The following is an 18,985-nucleotide window of genomic DNA, read 5'->3' on the forward strand; positions in this document are numbered from 1 at the left end:
AGAACCATCAAACCTCACGCCGCAGGAGTGGCGAGCCGCTCCGGGGTTAGGTTAGCCTCACCTTCGTCATGCTCGCCACCCTCGTCATCGGCCTCCGCGAAGGCCTCGAAGCGACCCTCATCGTCGGCATCATCGCGGCGTTCCTGCGACGCAACCGCGTCCCGCTCGCCCCCATGTGGTCGGGCGTCGGGCTCGCGGTGCTGCTCAGCATCGCCGTCGGCTTCGGGCTGCAGGCCGTCGAGCAGGCGCTGCCGCAGGCCCAGCAGGAGGGCATGGAGGCGGTCATCGGCGTCGTCGCCGTGGTCTTCGTCACCGGCATGATCATCTGGATGCGCACCCACGCGCGCACCCTGGCGAGGGACCTCGAGGCGAGCGCGACCGCGGCGCTCGGCCGTGGCACCGCGTGGGCACTCGCCGGCATGGCGTTCCTCGCCGTCCTCAAGGAGGGCTTCGAGACCTCGGTCTTCCTGCTCGCCACGTTCCAGGCGTCGTCCGACACCGGACTCGCCGCCCTCGGCGCCGTGGTCGGCATCGCCGCAGCGGTCGTCGTCGGGTACGGGATCTACACCGGCGGCGTCCGCCTGGACCTGTCGAAGTTCTTCACCGGCACCGGCGTCTTCCTGGTCTTCGTCGCCGGCGGTCTGGTGCTCACGGTCCTCCGCCGCGCGCACGAGGCCGGCTGGATCGTCATCGGCCAGCAGCGCACCGTCGACCTGACCTGGCTCGCCCCGAACGGCTCCGTGCAGGGGGCGCTGGTCACCGGCGTGCTCGGCATCCCGCCGGACCCGCGGGTCGTCGAGGTGCTCGGCTGGGTCCTGTACGTCGTCCCCGTCCTGGCCCTGACGCTCTGGCCGCGGCGATGGCGTCCGTCTTCCGAGCGCGTGCCCGCGGTCCGCCTGGTGGTCGCCGGGGCGCTCGCCGTCGCCGCCGTCGTGCTGGCGGTCGCGGTGCCGTCCGGCAGCGCGCACCTGCCGCACACGGTCGCGGTGCGCGGGGACGCCACGTCGGTCTCGGTGGACGTCGAGGGCGCGTCCGGCGTCCTCCGCGTGGCCGGCGACGACCGGGAGGCCCGGCTGCGGTTGCCGACGTCGGCCCACCGCCGCGTGACGCGCGCAGGTGTGGCCGCGGACCGGTGGCGGCTGACCACGGACGGTGCGGTGGCCGACGCATCGGCCGCCGACCACCCGACGACCCTCACCCTGGACGACCTCGTCGCCCTGTTCGGCCGGGTGCCGGTCGGTGTCTCGCCCTCGACGAACCCTGGACCGTTCGCGGCCCGCTGGACCGTCCGCGACACCGTCACCGTGTGGACGGTCGACGGTGGCGTCCTGGACGCGACCCGCTCGGAACGTGACGTGCTGACGCTGAGCGGTGGGGGCCTCCCGGCTGCCCGGACGACCACGCTGGACCGCGAGGTCTGGGCCGTCCCCGGTGCCGACGCGGACCGCGCGGCGGCCACCGCCGCGGCAGCCCAGGCCCGTGCCACCGACCTGCGGCTCTGGGCGGTGTGGCTGCCGGTCGCCCTGACCGTCGCCGCGGCAGCCCAGGCCCTGCTCGCGGTGCGCGACCGACTCCGCCGACCGCAGCTCTCGACCACCACCCCCGATCCCGACCCGTCGCGCGGACCGCCCGCCGACGCACCCGCAAGGAGCCTCGACCATGCCGCTCGGTAACCCCGCCGTCCGACCCCTGATCACCCTCGGCGCCCTCGGCGCCGCCACCGCCCTCGCACTCACCGGCTGCGCCGGCGGGTCCGCCGAGGCCGGTGGCTCCGCCTCCGGCGACGACGCGAAGGTCTCCCGCGTCACCATCACCCTCACGAACGACGGGCAGGACGCCTGCGCGGTGTCCACCACGAAGGTCCCCGCGGGCCCGGTCACCTTCACCGTCGAGAACGAGTCGTCGACCGCGATCACCGAGGTCGAGCTGCTGCAGGACCAGCGGATCCTGGGCGAGAAGGAGAACCTGGCGCCCGGGCTCGACGCCGTCCGCTTCACCGCCACGCTGACCGGTGGCGAGTACCAGGTGTACTGCCCCGGCGCCGAGACCGAGCTGACCGACTTCACCGTCACCGGCAAGGCCGCGTCGACCGCGGACAGCAGCGCCGCGACCCTGCTCCGTGACGGGGCGACGGGCTACGCGACCTACGTCGACGGCCAGGTCACCGACTTGGTCGCCGCGGTCGAGCAGCTGCAGCAGGACATCGACGCCGGCGACCTCGACGCGGCGAAGACCGACTACGCGAACGCCCGCCCGTTCTACGAGCACGTCGAGAGCGACGTCGACGGCTTCGTGAAGCAGGGCTTCGACGCCACCGACAACGCCGGCAACCTCGACTACCTGATCGACATGCGCGCGTCGAACCTCGACCCGGCCGTCGGCTGGAGCGGTTTCCACGCCGTCGAGAAGGACCTGTTCCAGGCCGGGAAGATCACCGCGTCGACCAAGCGGACCGCGGCGGACCTGACCGAGAACGTGCGCCTGCTCGCGAAGCTCGTGCCGACCCTGGACTACAAGCCGGAGGACCTGGCCAACGGTGCCGCCGGCCTGCTCGAGGAGGTGCAGTCGAACAAGGTCACCGGCGAGGAAGAGGCGTACAGCCACATCGACCTCGTCGACCTGGCCGCCAACGTCGAGGGCGCCCGCCAGGCCTTCGCGTACCTCAAGCCGGGGCTGACCAAGCTCGACCCGACCCTGACGAAGCAGATCGCGGAGCAGTTCGACGCCACGAACACCCTGATGGACGGCCACCGCGACGCCGACGACCTGGGTGGCTTCGCCACGTGGGACGCCGCGACCAAGCGGTCCGACGCGAACACGATCTCGCAGCAGATCCAGGCGCTGCAGGACCCGCTGTCCCGTCTGGCCGAGAAGGTCGCCACCGCGTGACCGGGCCCGATGACGCCGGACGGACCGAGTCGGCCGCTGCCGCACCCCCTGACGGTCGTCGCGCCCCGGAGCAACGGGGCGCGACGACCGCAGCGGGGCGCGGTTCCGGACGCGGTTCCGGCCGCGGCTCCGGACGGGTCTCGCGACGCGGGCTCTTCGGCGCCGGGCTGGCCGCCGCGGGCGCCGGCGTCGGTGCCGCCGCGGGCATCGGCGGTGCCACGGCGGCGACCGGGGTGGACCCGTTCACCGCGGCGACGAACGGCGACGAGTCGATCGACCTGTCGCAGCGGTACCCCTTCTACGCCACGGCGGCCCGCACACCGCAGGGCGGGATCCGAACCACCCCGCAGCGGCACTGCGTGTACATGACGTTCGACCTGTCGACGACCGTGACGACCGAGCTGCAGGTGCTCCTCGCCCGCTGGTCGGCCGCGATCGCGCAGCTGCAGGCCGGCGAGACCGTCGGCAGCGTCGAACCGGCCCACGGCAACGGGGTCGGCGCCGACACGGGCGAGGCGCTCGACCTCGGTCCGGCGTCCCTGACGGTGACCGTGGGGTTGGGGCCCGGCGTCTTCGACGAGCGCTTCGGTCTGGCCGACCGGCGTCCCGCCGCGCTCGCCGACATCCCGACGCTGCCGAGCGACGAGCTGCAGCCGGGGCTGACCGGCGGTGACCTGTCCCTGCAGGCCTGCGCCGACGACCCGCAGGTGGCGTACCACGCGGTGCGGGACCTGGCGCGGATGGCCCGGGGCACCGCGACGGTGCGCTGGACGGTGATCGGGTTCGGACGCGCCTCGGCCGGGCCGCACCAGCGCACGCCCCGCAACCTGATGGGCTTCAAGGACGGCACCCGGAACATCACGACGGACGCCGACCACGAGCGGTTCGTCCTGCTCGACCGCGACGCCGGGTGGATGGCCGGCGGCACCTACCAGGTGGTGCGGAAGATCCGGATGAACATCGAGACCTGGGACGCCGACGTCGTCAGCGACCAGCAGCGGGTGTTCGGCCGCACCAAGATCGAGGGCGGGCCGCTGTCCGGGGGCGGCGAGCACGCCACCCCGGACTTCCACGCGCGGGACGCCGACGGCGCGACGAGGATCGACCCGCGGTCGCACATCGCCCTGGCCGCGCACGAGGCGAACGGCGGCGTGAAGATCCTGCGGCGGCCGTACAACTACACCGACGGGATCGACGAGTACGGACAGCTCGACGCCGGGCTGCTCTTCATCGCCTACGTCAACGACCCGGAGCACTTCACCCGGCTGCAGCGGAAGCTCGGCGCCTCGGACCGGCTGAACGAGTACGTCTCGCACATCGGCTCCGCGGTGTTCGCCGTGCCCCCGGCGCCGCGCAAGGGGTCCTACATCGGCGAGCAGCTCTTCCGCTGAGACGGGAGTGGGCGTCCTCCGCCGTTTCCCTGGAGGCGGAGGACGCCCGCGTCGCGGAGTCTCGCCGAACGGAACCACCGTCGACTTGCTGAAGGCGACCCGGCGCGACGCGTCGCGGAGCGACAGGGCTGAGGATAGCGCGCGGATCCGCGGAACAGCAGGGCCGGACGAAGAATGCACAGTCGGCGTGACCGCCGGACCACGCGCGCGACGTGCCGGACGTGCACCGGGCCTCCAGGCTGACGCGGAACGGGCCGCCTCACCAGGGTGAGACGGCCCGTTCCGGCGTGTGCCTGGAGGCTCGGCTTCAGTCCGTCAGGACCGTCGCGTCACGTCGAGCCCGCTTGCGGCGGGCGACCACGAGTGCCGTGATCCCGGCGAGCAGCAGGAGCCCGGCGGCGACGGCCGGAGCGGCCAGGTCGGCGCCCGTGTAGGCGAGGTCGCCACCAGCACGCGGTGCGTCGTCCGCGTCGCCGATGCCGGTGCCGTCACCGGTCCCGGCATCGCCGCCGGCACCCGTGCCGGGCTCGGGGGTGACCCCGCCGCCCGTGCCCGGGGTCGGGTCTGCCGGGTCCGTGGGGTCGGTCGGGTCCGTCGGGTCCGTGGGGTCCGTCGGGTCGACCGCGGCCGCGACCGGGATCGTCACCGCGAGGGTGACCCGCTGCCCGCCGGGCAGGGTCACGACGAGCGGGGCGTCCGTGGTGGCGACCGGCTCCGCGGCGGCGGCCAGGGAGACCGAGCCGGCGGTGCGGGCGGCGGCCCGGGCGGCGGGCGCCTCGATCTCCGGGACCGTCACGGTCAGGGACGCGCGGCCCTGCTCGTCGGTCGTGTCGACGATCGTCCGGTCGATCACGGACGAGGCGAGCACCTCGCCGTCGGCGCTGACCGACACGGTGCCGGCCTCGGTGGCGTCGTCGCTGCTGAACACCAGTGACGACAGGTCGAGGTCGATCTCGTCGCCGGGCTGGAAGCCACCGGCCGGGGTCGGCGTGACCCGGACGCCGACCGCGCGCTGGGTCTGGTCGACCTCGACGGCACGGTTCGCCTCGAAGTACTCGACCTGGGCCTCGAGGTCGACCTTGCCGCTGTCCTGCTTGGCGGCGGCGGCCTTGAACGCGCCGAAGTTGTCCCCACCGCTGGCGAGGAACGAGTTGACGGTCACCTTGTAGGTGGTGGCGTCGACGATCGGTTCGCCGGCGAGCGTCATGGACGTGATGCGGGAGCCGGCGTCGGCCTTCGGGTCGTAGGTGTAGGTGAAGCCCTTCGACGCGCCGAGCTTCAGGAAGGGACGGCTCGCGGTCGACGGCTGCCACTGCTGCTCGAGCGCCTGCCGGATCTGTGCGCCGGTCAGGTCGAGGACCACCAGCGTGTTCGCGAACGGCTGGACGACCGCGGCCTCCTTGTAGGTGACCGAGCCGGACAGGACGTCCGCGCGGAGCCCGCCCGGGTTCATGAAGGCGAGCTGCGACCCCTGACGTTTCGTCGCGGTGCGCTGCACCTCGGCGACGAAGTTGCCCAGGGTCGACTCACCGCCGCGGTTCTCCGACCGGTCCGTCTGCACGGCGCGGCGCAGGTCGCGGTCGACGGTCCCGAGCTCGACCTTGCCGGCCTCCTCGGCCGCGGCGAGGGCGGCGTCGACGGTGGTCTTCACGGTGGTGTCCGCCGGGTACGTGCCGTCGACGAGCCGGATGTTCTCGGCCGTCGTCGGCGTGACGGTGCCGTCGGCCGCGACGGTCAGCTGCACGTGCCCGAGGTTGAAGCCGTACGAACCGGTCTGGATGACCGGGCGGGCGACGGTGCCGCCGGTCGGCACGACCGAGTGCACGTACGTCTGGTGGGTGTGCGCGGAGAGGATCGCGGAGACCTCGGGCGACACCCCGCGCACGGCGCGGGCGAAGTCGCCGCTGCCGTTCAGGTCCGCCGCGGCCGACGTCTCGGCGCCGTCGTGCACCAGGAGGACCAGGACGTCGGCCTCGTCGTTGGTGTCGTCGCCGTCGGAGAGCTGCGCGGCGACCTTGTTGACCTCGGTCGTGATGTCGCCCATCCGCAGGCCGGCGATGCCGTCCGGGCTGACGAGTCCCTGGCCGACCAGGTCCACGGTCGCGCCGATGAAGCCGACGCGCTTGCCGCTGATCTCCTCGATCGCGTAGGGGTCGAACGCGGGCTTGCCGGTGGCCGCGTCGAGGATGTTCGCGGAGACGTAGTCCCACTTCGCGTTGCGCGCGTCCGGTGCGCCGATGACGCGGTCGCGCAGGTCGTCCTGGCCGCGGTCGAGCTCGTGGTTGCCGATGGCGCTGACCGACAGGTCCATCTGGTTGAGCACGTCGATGGTGGGCTGGTCCTTCGCGATGAAGGACTCGAACGTCGAGCCACCGATGTTGTCGCCCGAGCTGACGAACGCCGAGGTCGACGTGTCGGCTCCGCGGAGCTGCTCCAGGGCCCCGGCGAGGACGGCGGCTCCGGCGGCGTCGCCGTCACGCGGCACCGGCTTGGAGATGGACTGGGCGATGCGACCGTGGAAGTCGTTCACGTTGTACAGGTCGATCGTCGTGTCGCCCGGTGCGGCGACCGCGGCGGACGGGAGGGACAGGGCGACGAGGACGCCGGCGGTCGCGAGTGCTGCACCGCCGGCGGCACGCCGTCGCCGGCGCATGGAGGAGTGGAGGTTCATCGACGGGGAATCTACGAGGATGCACAGGAGACGCGCCAGAGGTGCTGCGAAGTCGTCACGCGGAGTTCACACGACGCCGGCGTCAGCGGATCTCCTGCCACGCGTCGGTCGCGGCGCTCGTCACGACGGCGTGCACCACCTCGGCGGCACGGGCACCGTCGGCGAAGGTCGGCAGGCCCTCCGGCGTCCCGCCCCGCACCGCCGCGTAGGTGTCGGCGACGAAGGCCGCGAACGCGTCGAGGTAGCCCTGCGGGTGGCCGGACGGCACGACGGCGAGCCGACGCTGGTCGAGGTGCCCCTGGGACGGGTCGCGGACGACGACCTGCGCGCCGCGCTCGTTGCCGAACCAGGCGGACTCGGGCTGCTCCTGGTCGAAGGCCGCCGAGCCGCGGGTGCCGTCGACCTCGAACCACAGACGGTTCTTCCGGCCGGCGGCGACCTGCGAGATCACGACGTTGCCGATGCGCCCGGTGGTGGTGCGGAACGTGGCGACGGCGGTGTCCTCGGTGGTGACCTCGGCACGGTCGCCGGCGTCCGCGACGGGGTCCGGGTCGGGCGAACCGGAGAACGACGGACCCGAGGCGGCAGGGCGGGTCGGGTAGACGATGTCGGTCGCGGCCGAGACCGAGGCGAACCGCTCACCCGTGACGAACTCGACCAGGTCGCACCAGTGCGAACCGATGTCGGCGAAGGCCCGGGACAGTCCGCTCGAGGTCGGGTCGACCCGCCAGCTCGAGGCGTCCTCGTCGAGCATCCAGTCCTGCAGGTAGTGCCCGTGCACGGCGAGCAACCGGCCGAGGTCGCCGTCGGCGATGCGTGCGCGGACCTCGCGGACCATCGGGTGGTACCGGTAGACGAACGGCACCGTGGCGACGACGCCGGCGTCCGCCGCGGCGCGGACGAGCTCGGCGGCCTGCGCCGGGTCGATCGCCAGCGGCTTCTCGCACACCACGTGGACGCCCGCGGCGATCACCGCGAGCGCCTGGGGGTGGTGCTGGTCGTTGGGCGTGCAGACGTGCACGACGTCGGGGGCGTCCGCCAGGACCTCGTCGAGCGAGGCGTACCCGCGGGGGAGTCCGAGCTGCTCGGCGGCCTGTTCAGATCGCGAGGCGGTGCGGCCGAGGACACCGAGCACGTCCGCACCCGAGGCCCGGGCGGCACGGGCGTGGACGCCGGCGATCATGCCCGTCCCGACCACGGCGACACGGAGGCGCCGTCCTTCGTACCCACTGCTCATGGTGCTCCCTCGCGCCCGACTGCCACCACCGTACCGACCGGTCGTGCGCCGGGCTCGGTGAGTACGGTCGAGGGCATGTCGAGCCTCCAGACCAGCCTGCTCATCCTCGGAGCGAGCGGCGACCTGTCCAAGCGCCTGCTCCTGCCCGGCCTCGCCACCCTGCTCGAGGTCAAGGACGACTGGGACGTCCAGCTCGTCGGCGCCGGCGTCGAGGACCTGACCGACGAGGAGTGGAAGGCGCAGGTGCGCGAGTCCTTCGAGAACGCGCAGGCCTCGAAGAACGAGGAGGACGAGGGCGCCTCCGGCGACGCCACGCTGCCGGAGCGCCTGCGCGCCGTCGTCGACGCCTCGACCTACCGGAAGGCCGACGTCACGGACCCGGACGACCTGCGGGCGCTGCTCGACGCGTGCGACCACGACCCGGCCGTCTACTTCGCGCTGCCGCCGGCCGTCACCGAGAAGAGCTGCGAGCAGCTCGCCCACATCGACCTGCCCGCCGGGACCCGTCTGGCGCTCGAGAAGCCCTTCGGCACCGACGCCGACAGCGCCGCGCACCTGAACGACCTGCTGCACTCGTTCATCCCCGAGGAGCGCATCCACCGCGTCGACCACTTCCTCGGTCGCTCGACCGTGCTCAACCTGCTCGGGCTGCGCTTCGCGAACCGCATCATCGAGCCGCTGCTGTCGTCGCAGCACGTCGAGCGCGTCGACATCGTGTACGACGAGACCCTCGGCCTCGAGGGACGCGCCCGTTACTACGACAAGGCCGGTGCGCTCACCGACATGATCCAGAGCCACCTGCTGCAGGTGATGGCGGTCGTCGCGATGGAGGCACCCGCCTCGATCGACGCCGACGACCTGCGCACGCAGAAGGAGCTCGTGCTGCGTGCCGTCCGGCCCTGGGGCGGTGACCCGGTCGCCGCCGGCAAGCGCGCCCGGTACACCGCCGGCACGGTCGGCGACCGGCAGCTGCCGTCGTACGTCGACGAGGACGGCGTCGACCCGTCGCTCGGCACCGAGACGCTCGCGCAGCTCACCCTGGAGATCGCGAACTGGCGTTGGGCCGGGGTGCCCTTCACCCTGCGGTCGGGCAAGGCGCTCGCGAAGCAGCGCCGCGAGATCGTGATCACGTTCAAGGACTCGCCGCACGTGCCGCTCGGCCTGACGGGTGCGGTGCTGCCCGACCGGCTGCGCATCTGGATCGCGCCCGACGAGATGCAGCTCGAGCTCAACGTCAACGGTGCGGGCGACCCGTACGCGATCGACCACACGAGCCTCGACGTGACCTTCAACCCGGGACGCTTGAGCGCCTACGGCGAGGTGCTCGCCGGGGTGCTCGAGGGCGACGCGACGCTGTCGGTGCGCGGGGACAGCGCGGTGCAGGGCTGGAAGGTCGTCGCGCCGTTCCTCGACGCGTGGGCGAGCGGCAAGGCTCCGCTCGACGAGTACGCGGCGGGCTCGAACGGTCCGGACGACTGGGACAACATCGAGGGCTGAGCCGACGGGCGGCGTAGCGTCGGGTGACGTGACCACCACCGACGACGTCCTGCAGACCGCTCCCGAGCCCGCCGGGGCCGACATCCGTGTCGAGCCCGTCCGGTACGACCACGAGGGCACCGAGTTGCTCGGCGTGCTCGCGAAGGACGCCGCGATCGCCGGCCGGCGTCCCGCCGTCCTGGTCGTGCACGACTGGCACGGGGTCAACGAGCACGTCGAGGCGCGCGTCACGATGCTCGCGCGGCTCGGGTACGTGGCGTTCGGCGCGGACGTCTACGGCGCCGGGGTGCGCCCGGGCGACGACACCGCGGGTGAGGTGGCGGGCGGGTTCTACCGCGACCTGCCGCTGCTCCGCGCCCGGGCGACCGCCGGTCTCGAGCGGCTGCTCGCCGACCCCGACGTCGACCCCACCCGGGTCGTCGTGATGGGGTACTGCTTCGGCGGGTCCACCGCGCTCGAGCTCGCGCGGACCGGGGCCGACCTGGTGGGTGCCGTGTCGTTCCACGGCGGCCTCATCGTGCACGAGCCGTCGGACGCCGCGGCGATCCGGGCCAGGGTCCTGGTGCTCACCGGGGGAGCGGACCCGATGGTGCCCGACGAGGCCGTGCACGCGTGGCAGGACGAGATGCGCGCCGCACCACAGGTCGACTGGCAGGTCGTGACGTACTCGGGCGCGATGCACGCGTTCGCGGTGCCCGGCACGGACGCGCCCGACCACGGCGCGCAGTACCAGGCGCGGGCGGACCGTCGGTCGTGGCAGGCGCTGCGGGTGTTCCTGGCCGAGGTCTTCGACGAGGAGCCGGCCGGACTGTGACGGGCTCGTGCGGCGACCGGGCTCCCCGCGACACGCCGAGAGCGGGGGTCGGAGGGCCTCGATTGGCGCCCGCGCCGCAGCTGTTGTAGAGTCTTCCACGGCCGCAAGGCCACGCGCTCGTAGCTCAATGGATAGAGCATCTGACTACGGATCAGAAGGTTGGGGGTTCGAGTCCCTTCGAGCGCACAGTGAGACGAAGGCCCCGGCGACATCGCCGGGGCCTTCGTCGTTCCCGGGCGGAGACGTTCTCGTGCGAGCTGCCGCGCCGCTCTCCCGCCCCGCGCGAAGTGCACGTGCAGCGATCACACGCGCACGCTCCGCACCCCCGAGCGCACGCGCCCGCGCCTCCGCGTCAGCGCTCGAACGCGGCGAGCCGGCGCTGCAACGCCCGCTCCAGGTACGGCTCGAGCGACGTCGCCCACGTGGCCGTGATGTGCGAGGTGTCCCGGTAGACCACGACGCCGCCGACGACCGCGGGGCAGCTCGTCGCCGTGCAGTAGTGGTCGCTCAGGTCGATCGCCGCCGCACGGCCACCGGCCTCGCGGAACGCGGCGACCGCCTCGACCGTCGAGTCGGTGGTGCCGAGGGCCTCGGAGCGGGGACGGTCGCACGCGTCGGTCGTCGGCCCGGACATCCGGCTGAGGCAGGCGATCACGTCGCGCTGGGGGATCGGGTTGTCGCGGATCGCGATGACGGGCAGCTCGTCACCGGCGGCCTGCTCCCAGGCGTCGACCATGCCGTTGCGGGTCGCGGCGTCGCGGCGGGGACCGGCGGGCAGGCTGACGGGCATCTGGTTCGTCGCGTGGGTCACGACCAGGGCGTCGGCGTCGCGGTGTTCACGGACGTAGTCGATCGCGGCGTGCTTCCACGCGTTGCAGCCGCGCATGGCCTGCAGGCTCACGGCGTCCTGCTGCGCCGTCGTCAGGTAGCAGCCGCCGACCCCGGCCAGGTCGATCCGCCACCCGTTGTCGTCGGCGATCTGCTCGTACGCCCCGAGCAGTGCGTTGCTGTGCGAATCACCGAGCACGATGAGGCGCTTCGACCACCCGGTCTCCTTGCCGAGCACGCAGGTCCGGAACCGACCGTGCCAGCACTCGGCGCGGTTGTCGTCGTCGTCCGCGGCGGCTGCGGGCGCGGGCACGCGGACGTCGGCGAGCTCGGGGTCGGTGCAGGCGTCCTCGAAGCCGATCCGCGCCGCAGCCCCGAAGCAGGACTCGTCGTCCTCGTCCTGCTGCTCGGTGGTGATCCGCTGCGCCGTCTTCGCGGCCTCGACCTGCTGCACGTCGACGGCGGTCAGGGTGCCGGCGCCGAGGGTCAGGACGGTGAACGAGCAGATGACCGCGAGGGAGGCGACCCCGCGCGGCCGGAGGTGCCGCAGCCAGGTCGAGAACCGCACCGGTTCCTCGAACCACAGGGTCGACGCGGTGGCCAGGCCGACGGCGACCAGGAGCGCCGCGGTGCTCGTCGCCCCGTCGAGCGGGTGGCCGAGCACGATCGGCAGGATGACGACGAGCGGCCAGTGCCACAGGTACAGCGCGTACGAGATCCGCCCCACGAACGCCACCGGGCCGAGCGCGCCGACCGTCTCGAACACGGTCCCGCCGCCGAACAGCACCACCAGGGCCGCGCCCGCCACGGGGAGGAGCGCCGCGGCCCCGGGGAACGCCGTCTCCGGGGTGATCACCACGAGGGACAGCACGAGCGCCACGAGACCGATCGACGTGCCGACGAGCCGGACGCGACCGGCGACCTCGGTCCGGACCTCGGGCAGGCGGACGGTGGCGACGAGCCCGCCGAGTGCGAACTCCCACGCGCGGGTGCCCGTGGAGAAGTAGGCGACCCCGGGGTTCGTGGCGGTCTGCACGACGCTCCACACCAGCGACAGCACGACGACGGCGCCGAGCAGCAGGCGCGCGGTGGTCAGGGGAGCGAACCGCCCCCGCGCCACCGTGGCGACCCCGACCAGCAGCAGTGGCAGGGTGATGTAGAACTGCTCCTCGACCGACAGGGACCAGAAGTGCTGGAACGGGGACGGCCCCTCGGCGGACCCCAGGTAGTCGACGGCGTTCGCCGCGAGCTCCCAGTTCTGCAGGTAGATCGTCGAGGCGATGAGTTCGCGCCCGTACTGCCCCCACAGCGCGCTCGGCACGGCGACGAGCACCGCGGTGCCCGTGACGACGATCGTCAGGAACGCGGCGGGCAGCAGGCGCTTGGCCCGGCGTGACCAGAACCGGCCGAGTCGGACGGTGCCGGTCTCGACCTGTTCACGCACCAGCAGGCCGGTGATCAGGAACCCGGAGATGACGAAGAACACGTCGACCCCGACGAACCCGCCGGGCAGGGCGCCCGGCCACAGGTGGTAGACCACCACGGCGAGGACGGCGAACGCGCGGAGGCCCTGGATGTCCCACCGTGTCGTTTCGCGCGCTCGGTGCGCGGGGCCCCGCTCGCCCGGCGTTGCTGTACTCACTGCGTCGATCCTAGGAGACCGCGTCCCGCCGGTGGGCGTGCGATCGTCGGCCGGCCGCTACGATCCTCGACGGGAGGGGGACCGATGGACCTGCGCTGGCTGACCGCGCCCGACGAGGAGCTCGCGGCGAGGACGGCGGACCTGCCGCTGCCGCACGGTCGGCGTCCGCACGGACGCTGGTGGACCGTGCTGCTCCTGGCGATCGAGGTCCCGCTCGCCTGGCTCGCGTCCGCACTCGTCGTGTGGGGGACCGCCCTCGTGCACGACGGCGGCGGGGTCGGCGACGTCGTGCGCTGGGTGGTCTGGCTCGTGGTGCTCGTCGGTGGCGTCGTCGGGCTCGTCGTGTTCCTGGTCCGGAGCGACCGCCCGCAGCCGCTGCCTCCGGACGAGGCGCGTGCCGTCCTGACGGGGGCGGCCAGCGGCTACCCCCTGCTGCCCGTGCGCCCGAAGCCCCTCGACTCGATGGTCACGCCGCGGTACTCGGGGATCCGTGCGTGGCCGCGCTTCGGCTCCCCGCCCGTGCACGCCGACGGCGTCCCGGACGTCGAGTTCGGCTCGGTCCTGCGCCGGTGGATGGTCTCGCGGGACTGGACCTACGTCGTCGTGCGGCTGCCCGGCACGCTGCCGCACCTGCTCCTCGACGCGACGGCGAACGACGGCCGCCGCAGTGACCTGCCGGTGGTGCTCCGTCACCGGCAGCGGATGTCGCTGGAGGGCGACTTCGACCGGCACTTCCGCGTGTGGGCGCCGGAGGACTACGGGCAGGACGCCCTGTACGTGCTCACCCCGGACGTGATGGCCGCGCTCGTCGACCACGCCCCCGGCTGGAACGTCGAGATGATCGACGACCGGGTGGTGTTCTCGGCGCCCGGGACCGCGGACTGGTCGCGTCCGGGGCCGTGGATCCGCGTCGAGGCCGTGCTGACCGAGGTCGTGCCCCGGATCGTGCGCGCCGCCGCCCGGTACCAGGACGACCGCTCACTGCTCGAGGACGGCCGGGCGGACGCCATCGCGGCCGCCGGCCGCCGCCTGGTGCTGCGCGACCGGCGGAAGAGCCGCGTGCGTTCGACGTGGGCCGGCATCGCGTGGATGGGCGTGGTCTGCGTGTCCTACAGCGGTCCGCTCGCCGTCGCGGTCGTCGGCTCGAGCTCGGTCCTCGACCACTGACGGACGGAAGGCCCGTGGCGGTGTCGCCACGGGCCTTCCCTCAGTTCTTCGGTGCGTCGACTACGCGACCGACGCGCGCGCGTCGGCCAGCGTCGGGTAGTCGGTGTAGCCCTCGGCCGTGGCGCCGTAGAACAGCTCGGGGCGCGGCTCGTTGAGCTCGGCGTCCTGCTCCCAGCGCTCGGCGAGGTCCGGGTTGGCGATGGCCGCACGGCCCACCGCGACGGCGTCGGCGTGGCCGCCCTCGACGATGGCGATGGCCTCGTCGCGGGTGGTCAGCGACGAGAAGCCCGAGTTCACGACGAACGGGGCCGCCGCGACGGTGCGGATGTGCTGCACCAGCGAGCCGGTCGGCTCGGCGTGCAGGACGTCGACGAAGGCGAGGCCGAGCGGCGCGAGCCCCTCGGCGACAGCGGTGTAGGTGGCGCGCACGTCGGCGTCGTCCTCCTCGAGCACGCCCTGGATGTTGTGCTGCGGCGACAGGCGGATGCCGGTGCGGTCGGCGCCGATCGCCTCGGCGACGGCCGTGGTGACCTCGATCGCGAAGCGTGCGCGGTTCTCGGGGGAGCCGCCGTACTGGTCGGTGCGGGTGTTCGACACCGGGGACAGGAACTCGTGCACCAGGTAGCCGTTCGCGCCGTGGACCTCGACGCCGTCGAGCCCGGCGGCGATCGCGTTGCGGGCGGCCTGCGCGAAGCCCTGCACGGCTTCCTGCACCTCGGCGGTGGTGAGCTCGTGCGGCACCGGCATGTCGGCCTTCGAGCCGTCGGCCAGGTGAGTCTGCCCGGGCGCCGCGATGGCCGAGGGGCCGACGATGCGCGGGGTCTGCGAGATGTCGGTGTGCGAGACCCGGCCGCCGTGCATGAGCTGCATGACGATGGTGCCGCCGTCGGCGTGCACGGCGTCGGTGACGCGGCGCCAGCCGGCGATCTGCTCGTCGGTCTCGATGCCGGGCTGCCCGGGGTACGAGCGGCCCTCCTGCACGGGCCAGGTGCCCTCGGTGATGATCATGCCGAGGCTCGCGCGCTGGCGGTAGTGCTCGACGAGCAGGTCGTTCGGGATGCCGTGCTCGCCGGCGCGGGTCCGCGTGAGCGGGGCCATCACGATGCGGTTCGACAGGGACAGGGCGCCGAGGGTGGCGGGTTCGAAGAGCTTCACGTGTCCGTTGAACCACGTGTTGCGCGGCGCAATTCCGACTCGGAGGAGTTCCTCAGCGTCAGTCGCGCGGGCAGACCAGCGTCGACGAGCGGACCTGGCCCTCGGGGCGGATCACCTGGTGCAGGGAGAGCGGCTTGCCGCACAGGGGGCAGCCGCGGTCGATCGTGCGGTCGTCGATGCCCTCGGGTCGCCCGGCGCCGATCTGCGAGGGGCCCATCTTGTCGATGAGCGTCGTGTTCCACCGTTCGTACCACTGGCCGAAGCGTCCCACGGGTCCGTCCTCTCGATTCGTTCGTGCACGAACCATTGTGCCACCGATCGCGGCAGATCACACCTGGTCGACGCGCTCCAGCAGTTCGGTGAGCTCGTCCTTCAGCGACTCCAGGCGGGCGAGCGGCCACCCGAGTCGGTCGGCGACGGCGAGCGGCACGGCCTGGGCGCGGTCGCGCAGGGCGTGTCCGGCGGTCGTCAGGGAGACCTCGAGCTGGCGTTCGTCGGCGGCGCTGCGGGTGCGGCGGACGTAGCCGGAGGCCTCGAGCCGCTTGAGCAGCGGGCTCAGGGTCGCGGAGTCGAGTCGCAGTTCGCGGGCGATCTCGCGCACCGACCGCGGGTCCCGCTCCCACAGGGCGAGCATGACGAGGTACTGCGGGTGCGTCAGGCCCATCGGCTCGAGCAGGTCGCGGTACAGGCCGATGACGCTGCGGCTCGTCGCGGCCAGCGCGAAGCAGAGCTGCCGGTCGAGCGCGAGCGGGTCCGGTGCGGTCTCGGTCATGCGCCCAGCGTACCGTTCGTGCACGAAGTGTCACCGGGGTCGGTCCATCGCTCCGAGTGCGCGTGCGTCGTCCGACAGCACACGCGTCGTTCGACGCGTGCTCTGTCGGATCCCGCGCACGCACCGGAACGCAACGGCCTGGAGGCGCGGGCCGACCCGTGTGGGCCGACCCGCGCCTCCAGGCCGGGTGCGTCGACTACGCGCGGTGCGCGGGCGGGTGGCCCGCGTCGTGCGGGTTCGCGTCGGGCTCCACCGGGAGCGCGTGCGCCCCGGTGTGCGTGTCCTCGTGGCCCGAGGTCGGGTGGGTGCGCTCGAGCTTCGCGCCCTCCACGTCGACGTCCGGCACGATCCGGTCGAGCCACTTCGGGAACCACCAGGCGCTCTTGCCGAGCAGGTGCATCGCGGCGGGGATGAGCAGCATGCGGACGACGAAGGCGTCGACGAGCACACCGAACGCCAGCCCGAACCCGATCGGCTTGATGGTGGACGACTCCGAGAAGATGAAGCCCGCGAACACGGAGATCATGATGATCGCCGCGGCCGTCACCACGGCACGACCGGCGTGCAGCCCGCGCTGGACCGCGACCTTCGCGCTCGCGCCGTGGGCGTAGGCCTCACGCATGCCGGACACCAGGAACAGCTGGTAGTCCATCGCCAGACCGAACAGGATGCCGATCTCGATGATGGGCAGGAAGCTCAGGATCGGCGCGGGGTCGTGCACCCCGAACACCGAACCGAGCCAGCCGAACTGGTAGATCGCGGTCAGCCCACCGAACGACGCCAGGACCGACAGGATGAAGCCCGCGGTCGCGGTGATCGGCACGAGGAACGAGCGGAACACGATGATCAGGATGATCAGCGACAGCCCGACGACCACCACGAGGTAGAGCGGCAGCACGTTCGAGAGCTTCTCGGACACGTCGATGTTCGCCGACGCGTTGCCGGCGACGCCGAGGGTGACCTTGCCGTCGTCGGTGGAGACGGTCTGCTCGCGCAGGTCCTTGACGAGCTCCTCGGTCGAGACGCTGTCGGGGCCGCCGGCGGGCTTCACCTGGAACGCGATGATGTCGCGGTCCTCCGATGCACCGATGGGCAGCACGGCCTCGACGTCGTCGTTCTTCGCGATGGCCTGGCCGATGGTGACCTCGGTGGCGGTGACGTCGCTCTTGCTGATCGACTCGGGCAGGGTCGCGACGACGAGCAGCGGGCCGTTCTGGCCGGCACCGAACTCCTGCTCGAGCGTCTTGTACGCCTGGTACTGCGTCGACTCGACCGCCTCGGACGAACCGCTGGGCAGGCCGAGGCGCATCTGGGTCGCGGGGAGGGCGATGGTGCCGAGCACCGCGACGCCGGCGACGAGCGTGATGACCGCGCGCCAGGTCGACATCGGCTTGTCCGGGACGCGCGTGGCGCCCGTGTCACCGATGGAGGAGCGCTCCTTCTTCCGCAGGATCCGCATGCCGATGATCGACAGCAGCGCCGGGGTGAAGGACGTGGCGATGAGGATCGCGAAGAGCACCGCGACCGCACCGACCGAGCCCATGAGGCCGAGGAACGGGATGCCCGTGATGTTCAGGGCGAGGAGCGCGACGATGACCGTCGCACCGGCGAAGACCACGGCGTTGCCCGAGGTGCCGTTCGCCAGGCCGATCGACTCGTGCACCTGCATGCCCTGCTTGAGCTGCGTGCGGTGCCGGTTCAGGATGAAGAGCGAGTAGTCGATGCCGACCGCCAGGCCCAGCATCACCCCCAGCACGGGCGTGACCGAGATGAACTCGACCAGGCTCGAGAACGACAGCGCCGCGAGCGAGGCCACCCCGACGCCGAGCACGGCGCTGATGAGCGGGATCGCGGCGCCGATGACGGTGCGGAGCATGAGCAGCAGCACGATCGCGGCGATGATGACACCGGCGATCTCGCCCGGGCCCAGGATCGACGGCACGCCCTGCGCGATGTCGTTCGAGACGGAGACCTCGACGCCCTCGATGTCGGCCGACTCGGCGTCGTCGGCGATCGCGGTCTTGGTGTCCGCGGGGACCTCGTACGTCGAGGTGGTGAACTGGACGGTGCCGATCGCGGCGTTGCCGTCCTGGGACACGAAGCGGATGTCCTTCGACAGGTCGAGGAGCTCCGAGCCCTGCTCCAGCTCCTGCTCGCTGTCGTCGAGCTTCTGCTTGTTCGTGTCGATCGTCTTCTGTGCGTCGGCGAGCTGCTGCTCGCCGACCTCGAGCTGCTCCCGCTGTGCGTCGATCTGCGCCTGGGCCTGCTGCAGCTGGGCAGCCGCTGCCTGCGCCTGGGCGGTGGGGGTGGCTGCGCCGGCGGCACCGGCCGCCTCGGCCTGGGCCTTCTGCGCGTCGAGCTGTGCCTGCGCCGCGGCGATCTGCTCCTTGCCGGACTCCGCCTCTGCCTTCCGGGCGTCGAGCTGTTCCTGGCCGCGCTCGATCTTCGCCCGGCCGGACTCGATCTGCTCGCGGCCGTCGGTGATCTCCTGCCGCTGGTCGTCGAGCTGCCGCTGGGTGTCGAAGCCGCTCGTGGCGCCCTTGACGCCGTCCAGGTCCTCGAGGCCGGTCAGGAAGTCGTCGATCTCGGACTGCTGCGCCGACGAGAACCGCTTGCCGTCCGTCGTCTCGAAGACGAGCGTCCCGTTGCCGCCGTTCGCCGACGGGAACTTGTCGGCGAGCTGGTCCTGCACCTGACTGGTCTTGGTGTTCGGGATCGTGATCGACGACGAGATCGTGCCGGCGAAGAGCGTGTACGTCACGCCGGCGACGGCCATGATCACGACCCAGGTGATGATCACGAGCCAGTGGCGTCGTGCGGAGAACCGTCCGAGACGGTAGAGGAGACCGGCCATGCTGTGGTCTGCGTCCTTTCGCTGTCAGGTGCTGGTGGTGCGGGGTGCGCCGGTGGACCCCTGGGGAT

At 72.5% G+C, this 18,985-nt stretch carries 13 protein-coding genes and 1 tRNA gene; 7 read left to right on the forward strand and 7 right to left on the reverse strand.

Annotation, left to right across the window (positions count from 1 at the left end; genetic code table 11):
• Positions 1-68 precede the first annotated feature (68 nt).
• Genes efeU through LEL83_RS00175 form a run of 3 tightly spaced genes read left to right on the forward strand, consistent with a single transcriptional unit; the run spans position 69 to position 4,280 of the window.
• Complete coding sequence (efeU, locus tag LEL83_RS00165) at positions 69-1,673, forward strand: iron uptake transporter permease EfeU (protein ID WP_225557258.1); 1,605 nt, start codon at positions 69-71, stop codon at positions 1,671-1,673.
• Positions 1,660-2,889, forward strand: a complete 1,230-nt coding sequence (gene efeO, locus LEL83_RS00170) for an iron uptake system protein EfeO (protein WP_225557259.1) — start codon at positions 1,660-1,662, stop codon at positions 2,887-2,889. The genes efeU and efeO overlap by 14 nt, the downstream gene beginning before the upstream one ends.
• On the forward strand, positions 2,886-4,280 hold the full coding sequence (locus tag LEL83_RS00175; protein WP_225557260.1) for a Dyp-type peroxidase: 1,395 nt from the start codon (positions 2,886-2,888) through the stop codon (positions 4,278-4,280). The genes efeO and LEL83_RS00175 overlap by 4 nt, the downstream gene beginning before the upstream one ends.
• A gap of 307 nt (positions 4,281-4,587) precedes the next feature.
• Here LEL83_RS00175 and LEL83_RS00180 read toward each other — a convergent pair whose 3' ends face one another.
• Together LEL83_RS00180 and LEL83_RS00185 are read right to left on the reverse strand one after the other, a co-directional pair.
• Entirely contained in the window at positions 4,588-6,951 is a 2,364-nt protein-coding gene (locus LEL83_RS00180; protein ID WP_225557261.1) for a bifunctional metallophosphatase/5'-nucleotidase, read from the reverse strand.
• 82 nt (positions 6,952-7,033) lie between these two features.
• Complete coding sequence (locus tag LEL83_RS00185) at positions 7,034-8,188, reverse strand: Gfo/Idh/MocA family protein (protein WP_225557262.1); 1,155 nt, start codon at positions 8,186-8,188, stop codon at positions 7,034-7,036.
• Positions 8,189-8,263: 75 nt separating this feature from the next.
• Here LEL83_RS00185 and LEL83_RS00190 point away from each other — a divergent pair, with 75 nt between their 5' ends.
• The 3 genes from LEL83_RS00190 (at position 8,264) to LEL83_RS00200 (ending at position 10,685) form a co-directional block, all read left to right on the forward strand.
• The gene (locus tag LEL83_RS00190; protein ID WP_225557263.1) at positions 8,264-9,685 is read left to right on the forward strand and encodes a glucose-6-phosphate dehydrogenase; all 1,422 of its coding nucleotides are present in this window, start codon (positions 8,264-8,266) and stop codon (positions 9,683-9,685) included.
• A gap of 28 nt (positions 9,686-9,713) precedes the next feature.
• Positions 9,714-10,499 (forward strand): dienelactone hydrolase family protein, encoded by a 786-nt coding sequence (locus tag LEL83_RS00195; protein ID WP_225557264.1) that lies wholly within the window; start codon positions 9,714-9,716, stop codon positions 10,497-10,499.
• Between the two features lie 113 nt (positions 10,500-10,612).
• Positions 10,613-10,685 (forward strand) — tRNA-Arg (locus tag LEL83_RS00200).
• 166 nt (positions 10,686-10,851) lie between these two features.
• Here the strand turns inward: LEL83_RS00200 and LEL83_RS16095 are convergent.
• A complete protein-coding gene (locus LEL83_RS16095; protein WP_225557265.1) occupies positions 10,852-12,969 on the reverse strand; it encodes an acyltransferase family protein in 2,118 nt (705 codons plus the stop codon).
• A gap of 84 nt (positions 12,970-13,053) precedes the next feature.
• On the opposite strand from LEL83_RS16095, the gene LEL83_RS00210 reads away from it, so the two are divergent.
• On the forward strand, positions 13,054-14,136 hold the full coding sequence (locus LEL83_RS00210) for a DUF3137 domain-containing protein (protein WP_225557266.1): 1,083 nt from the start codon (positions 13,054-13,056) through the stop codon (positions 14,134-14,136).
• A gap of 60 nt (positions 14,137-14,196) precedes the next feature.
• On the opposite strand, the gene LEL83_RS00215 is transcribed toward LEL83_RS00210, so the two are convergent.
• From LEL83_RS00215 to LEL83_RS00230, 4 genes are all read right to left on the reverse strand, one after another.
• Positions 14,197-15,291 carry an alkene reductase gene (locus LEL83_RS00215; RefSeq protein ID WP_225557267.1) on the reverse strand — a complete coding sequence of 365 codons (1,095 nt, stop codon included), beginning with the start codon at positions 15,289-15,291 and terminating at the stop codon, positions 14,197-14,199.
• Between the two features lie 58 nt (positions 15,292-15,349).
• A complete protein-coding gene (locus LEL83_RS00220; RefSeq protein ID WP_110892521.1) occupies positions 15,350-15,562 on the reverse strand; it encodes a hypothetical protein in 213 nt (70 codons plus the stop codon).
• Positions 15,563-15,619: 57 nt separating this feature from the next.
• Entirely contained in the window at positions 15,620-16,063 is a 444-nt protein-coding gene (locus LEL83_RS00225; protein ID WP_198656565.1) for a MarR family winged helix-turn-helix transcriptional regulator, read from the reverse strand.
• Positions 16,064-16,259: 196 nt separating this feature from the next.
• Entirely contained in the window at positions 16,260-18,917 is a 2,658-nt protein-coding gene (locus LEL83_RS00230) for an MMPL family transporter (protein ID WP_225557268.1), read from the reverse strand.
• Between the last annotated feature and the right edge of the window lie 68 nt (positions 18,918-18,985).

Source organism: Curtobacterium oceanosedimentum (genome assembly GCF_020297365.1).
Taxonomy (GTDB): Bacteria; Actinomycetota; Actinomycetes; order Actinomycetales; family Microbacteriaceae; genus Curtobacterium.

Excerpts from the sequence above, each read along its gene's own strand:
- efeU (WP_225557258.1), top strand. The coding sequence starts at position 69 with ATGCTCGCCACCCTCGTCATCGGCCTCCGCGAAGGCCTCGAAGCGACC.
- efeO (WP_225557259.1), top strand. The coding sequence starts at position 1,660 with ATGCCGCTCGGTAACCCCGCCGTCCGACCCCTGATCACCCTCGGCGCC.
- LEL83_RS00180 (WP_225557261.1), bottom strand. The coding sequence starts at position 6,951 with ATGAACCTCCACTCCTCCATGCGCCGGCGACGGCGTGCCGCCGGCGGT.
- LEL83_RS00185 (WP_225557262.1), bottom strand. The coding sequence starts at position 8,188 with ATGAGCAGTGGGTACGAAGGACGGCGCCTCCGTGTCGCCGTGGTCGGG.
- LEL83_RS00190 (WP_225557263.1), top strand. The coding sequence starts at position 8,264 with ATGTCGAGCCTCCAGACCAGCCTGCTCATCCTCGGAGCGAGCGGCGAC.
- LEL83_RS00210 (WP_225557266.1), top strand. The coding sequence starts at position 13,054 with ATGGACCTGCGCTGGCTGACCGCGCCCGACGAGGAGCTCGCGGCGAGG.
- LEL83_RS00225 (WP_198656565.1), bottom strand. The coding sequence starts at position 16,063 with ATGACCGAGACCGCACCGGACCCGCTCGCGCTCGACCGGCAGCTCTGC.
- LEL83_RS00230 (WP_225557268.1), bottom strand. The coding sequence starts at position 18,917 with ATGGCCGGTCTCCTCTACCGTCTCGGACGGTTCTCCGCACGACGCCAC.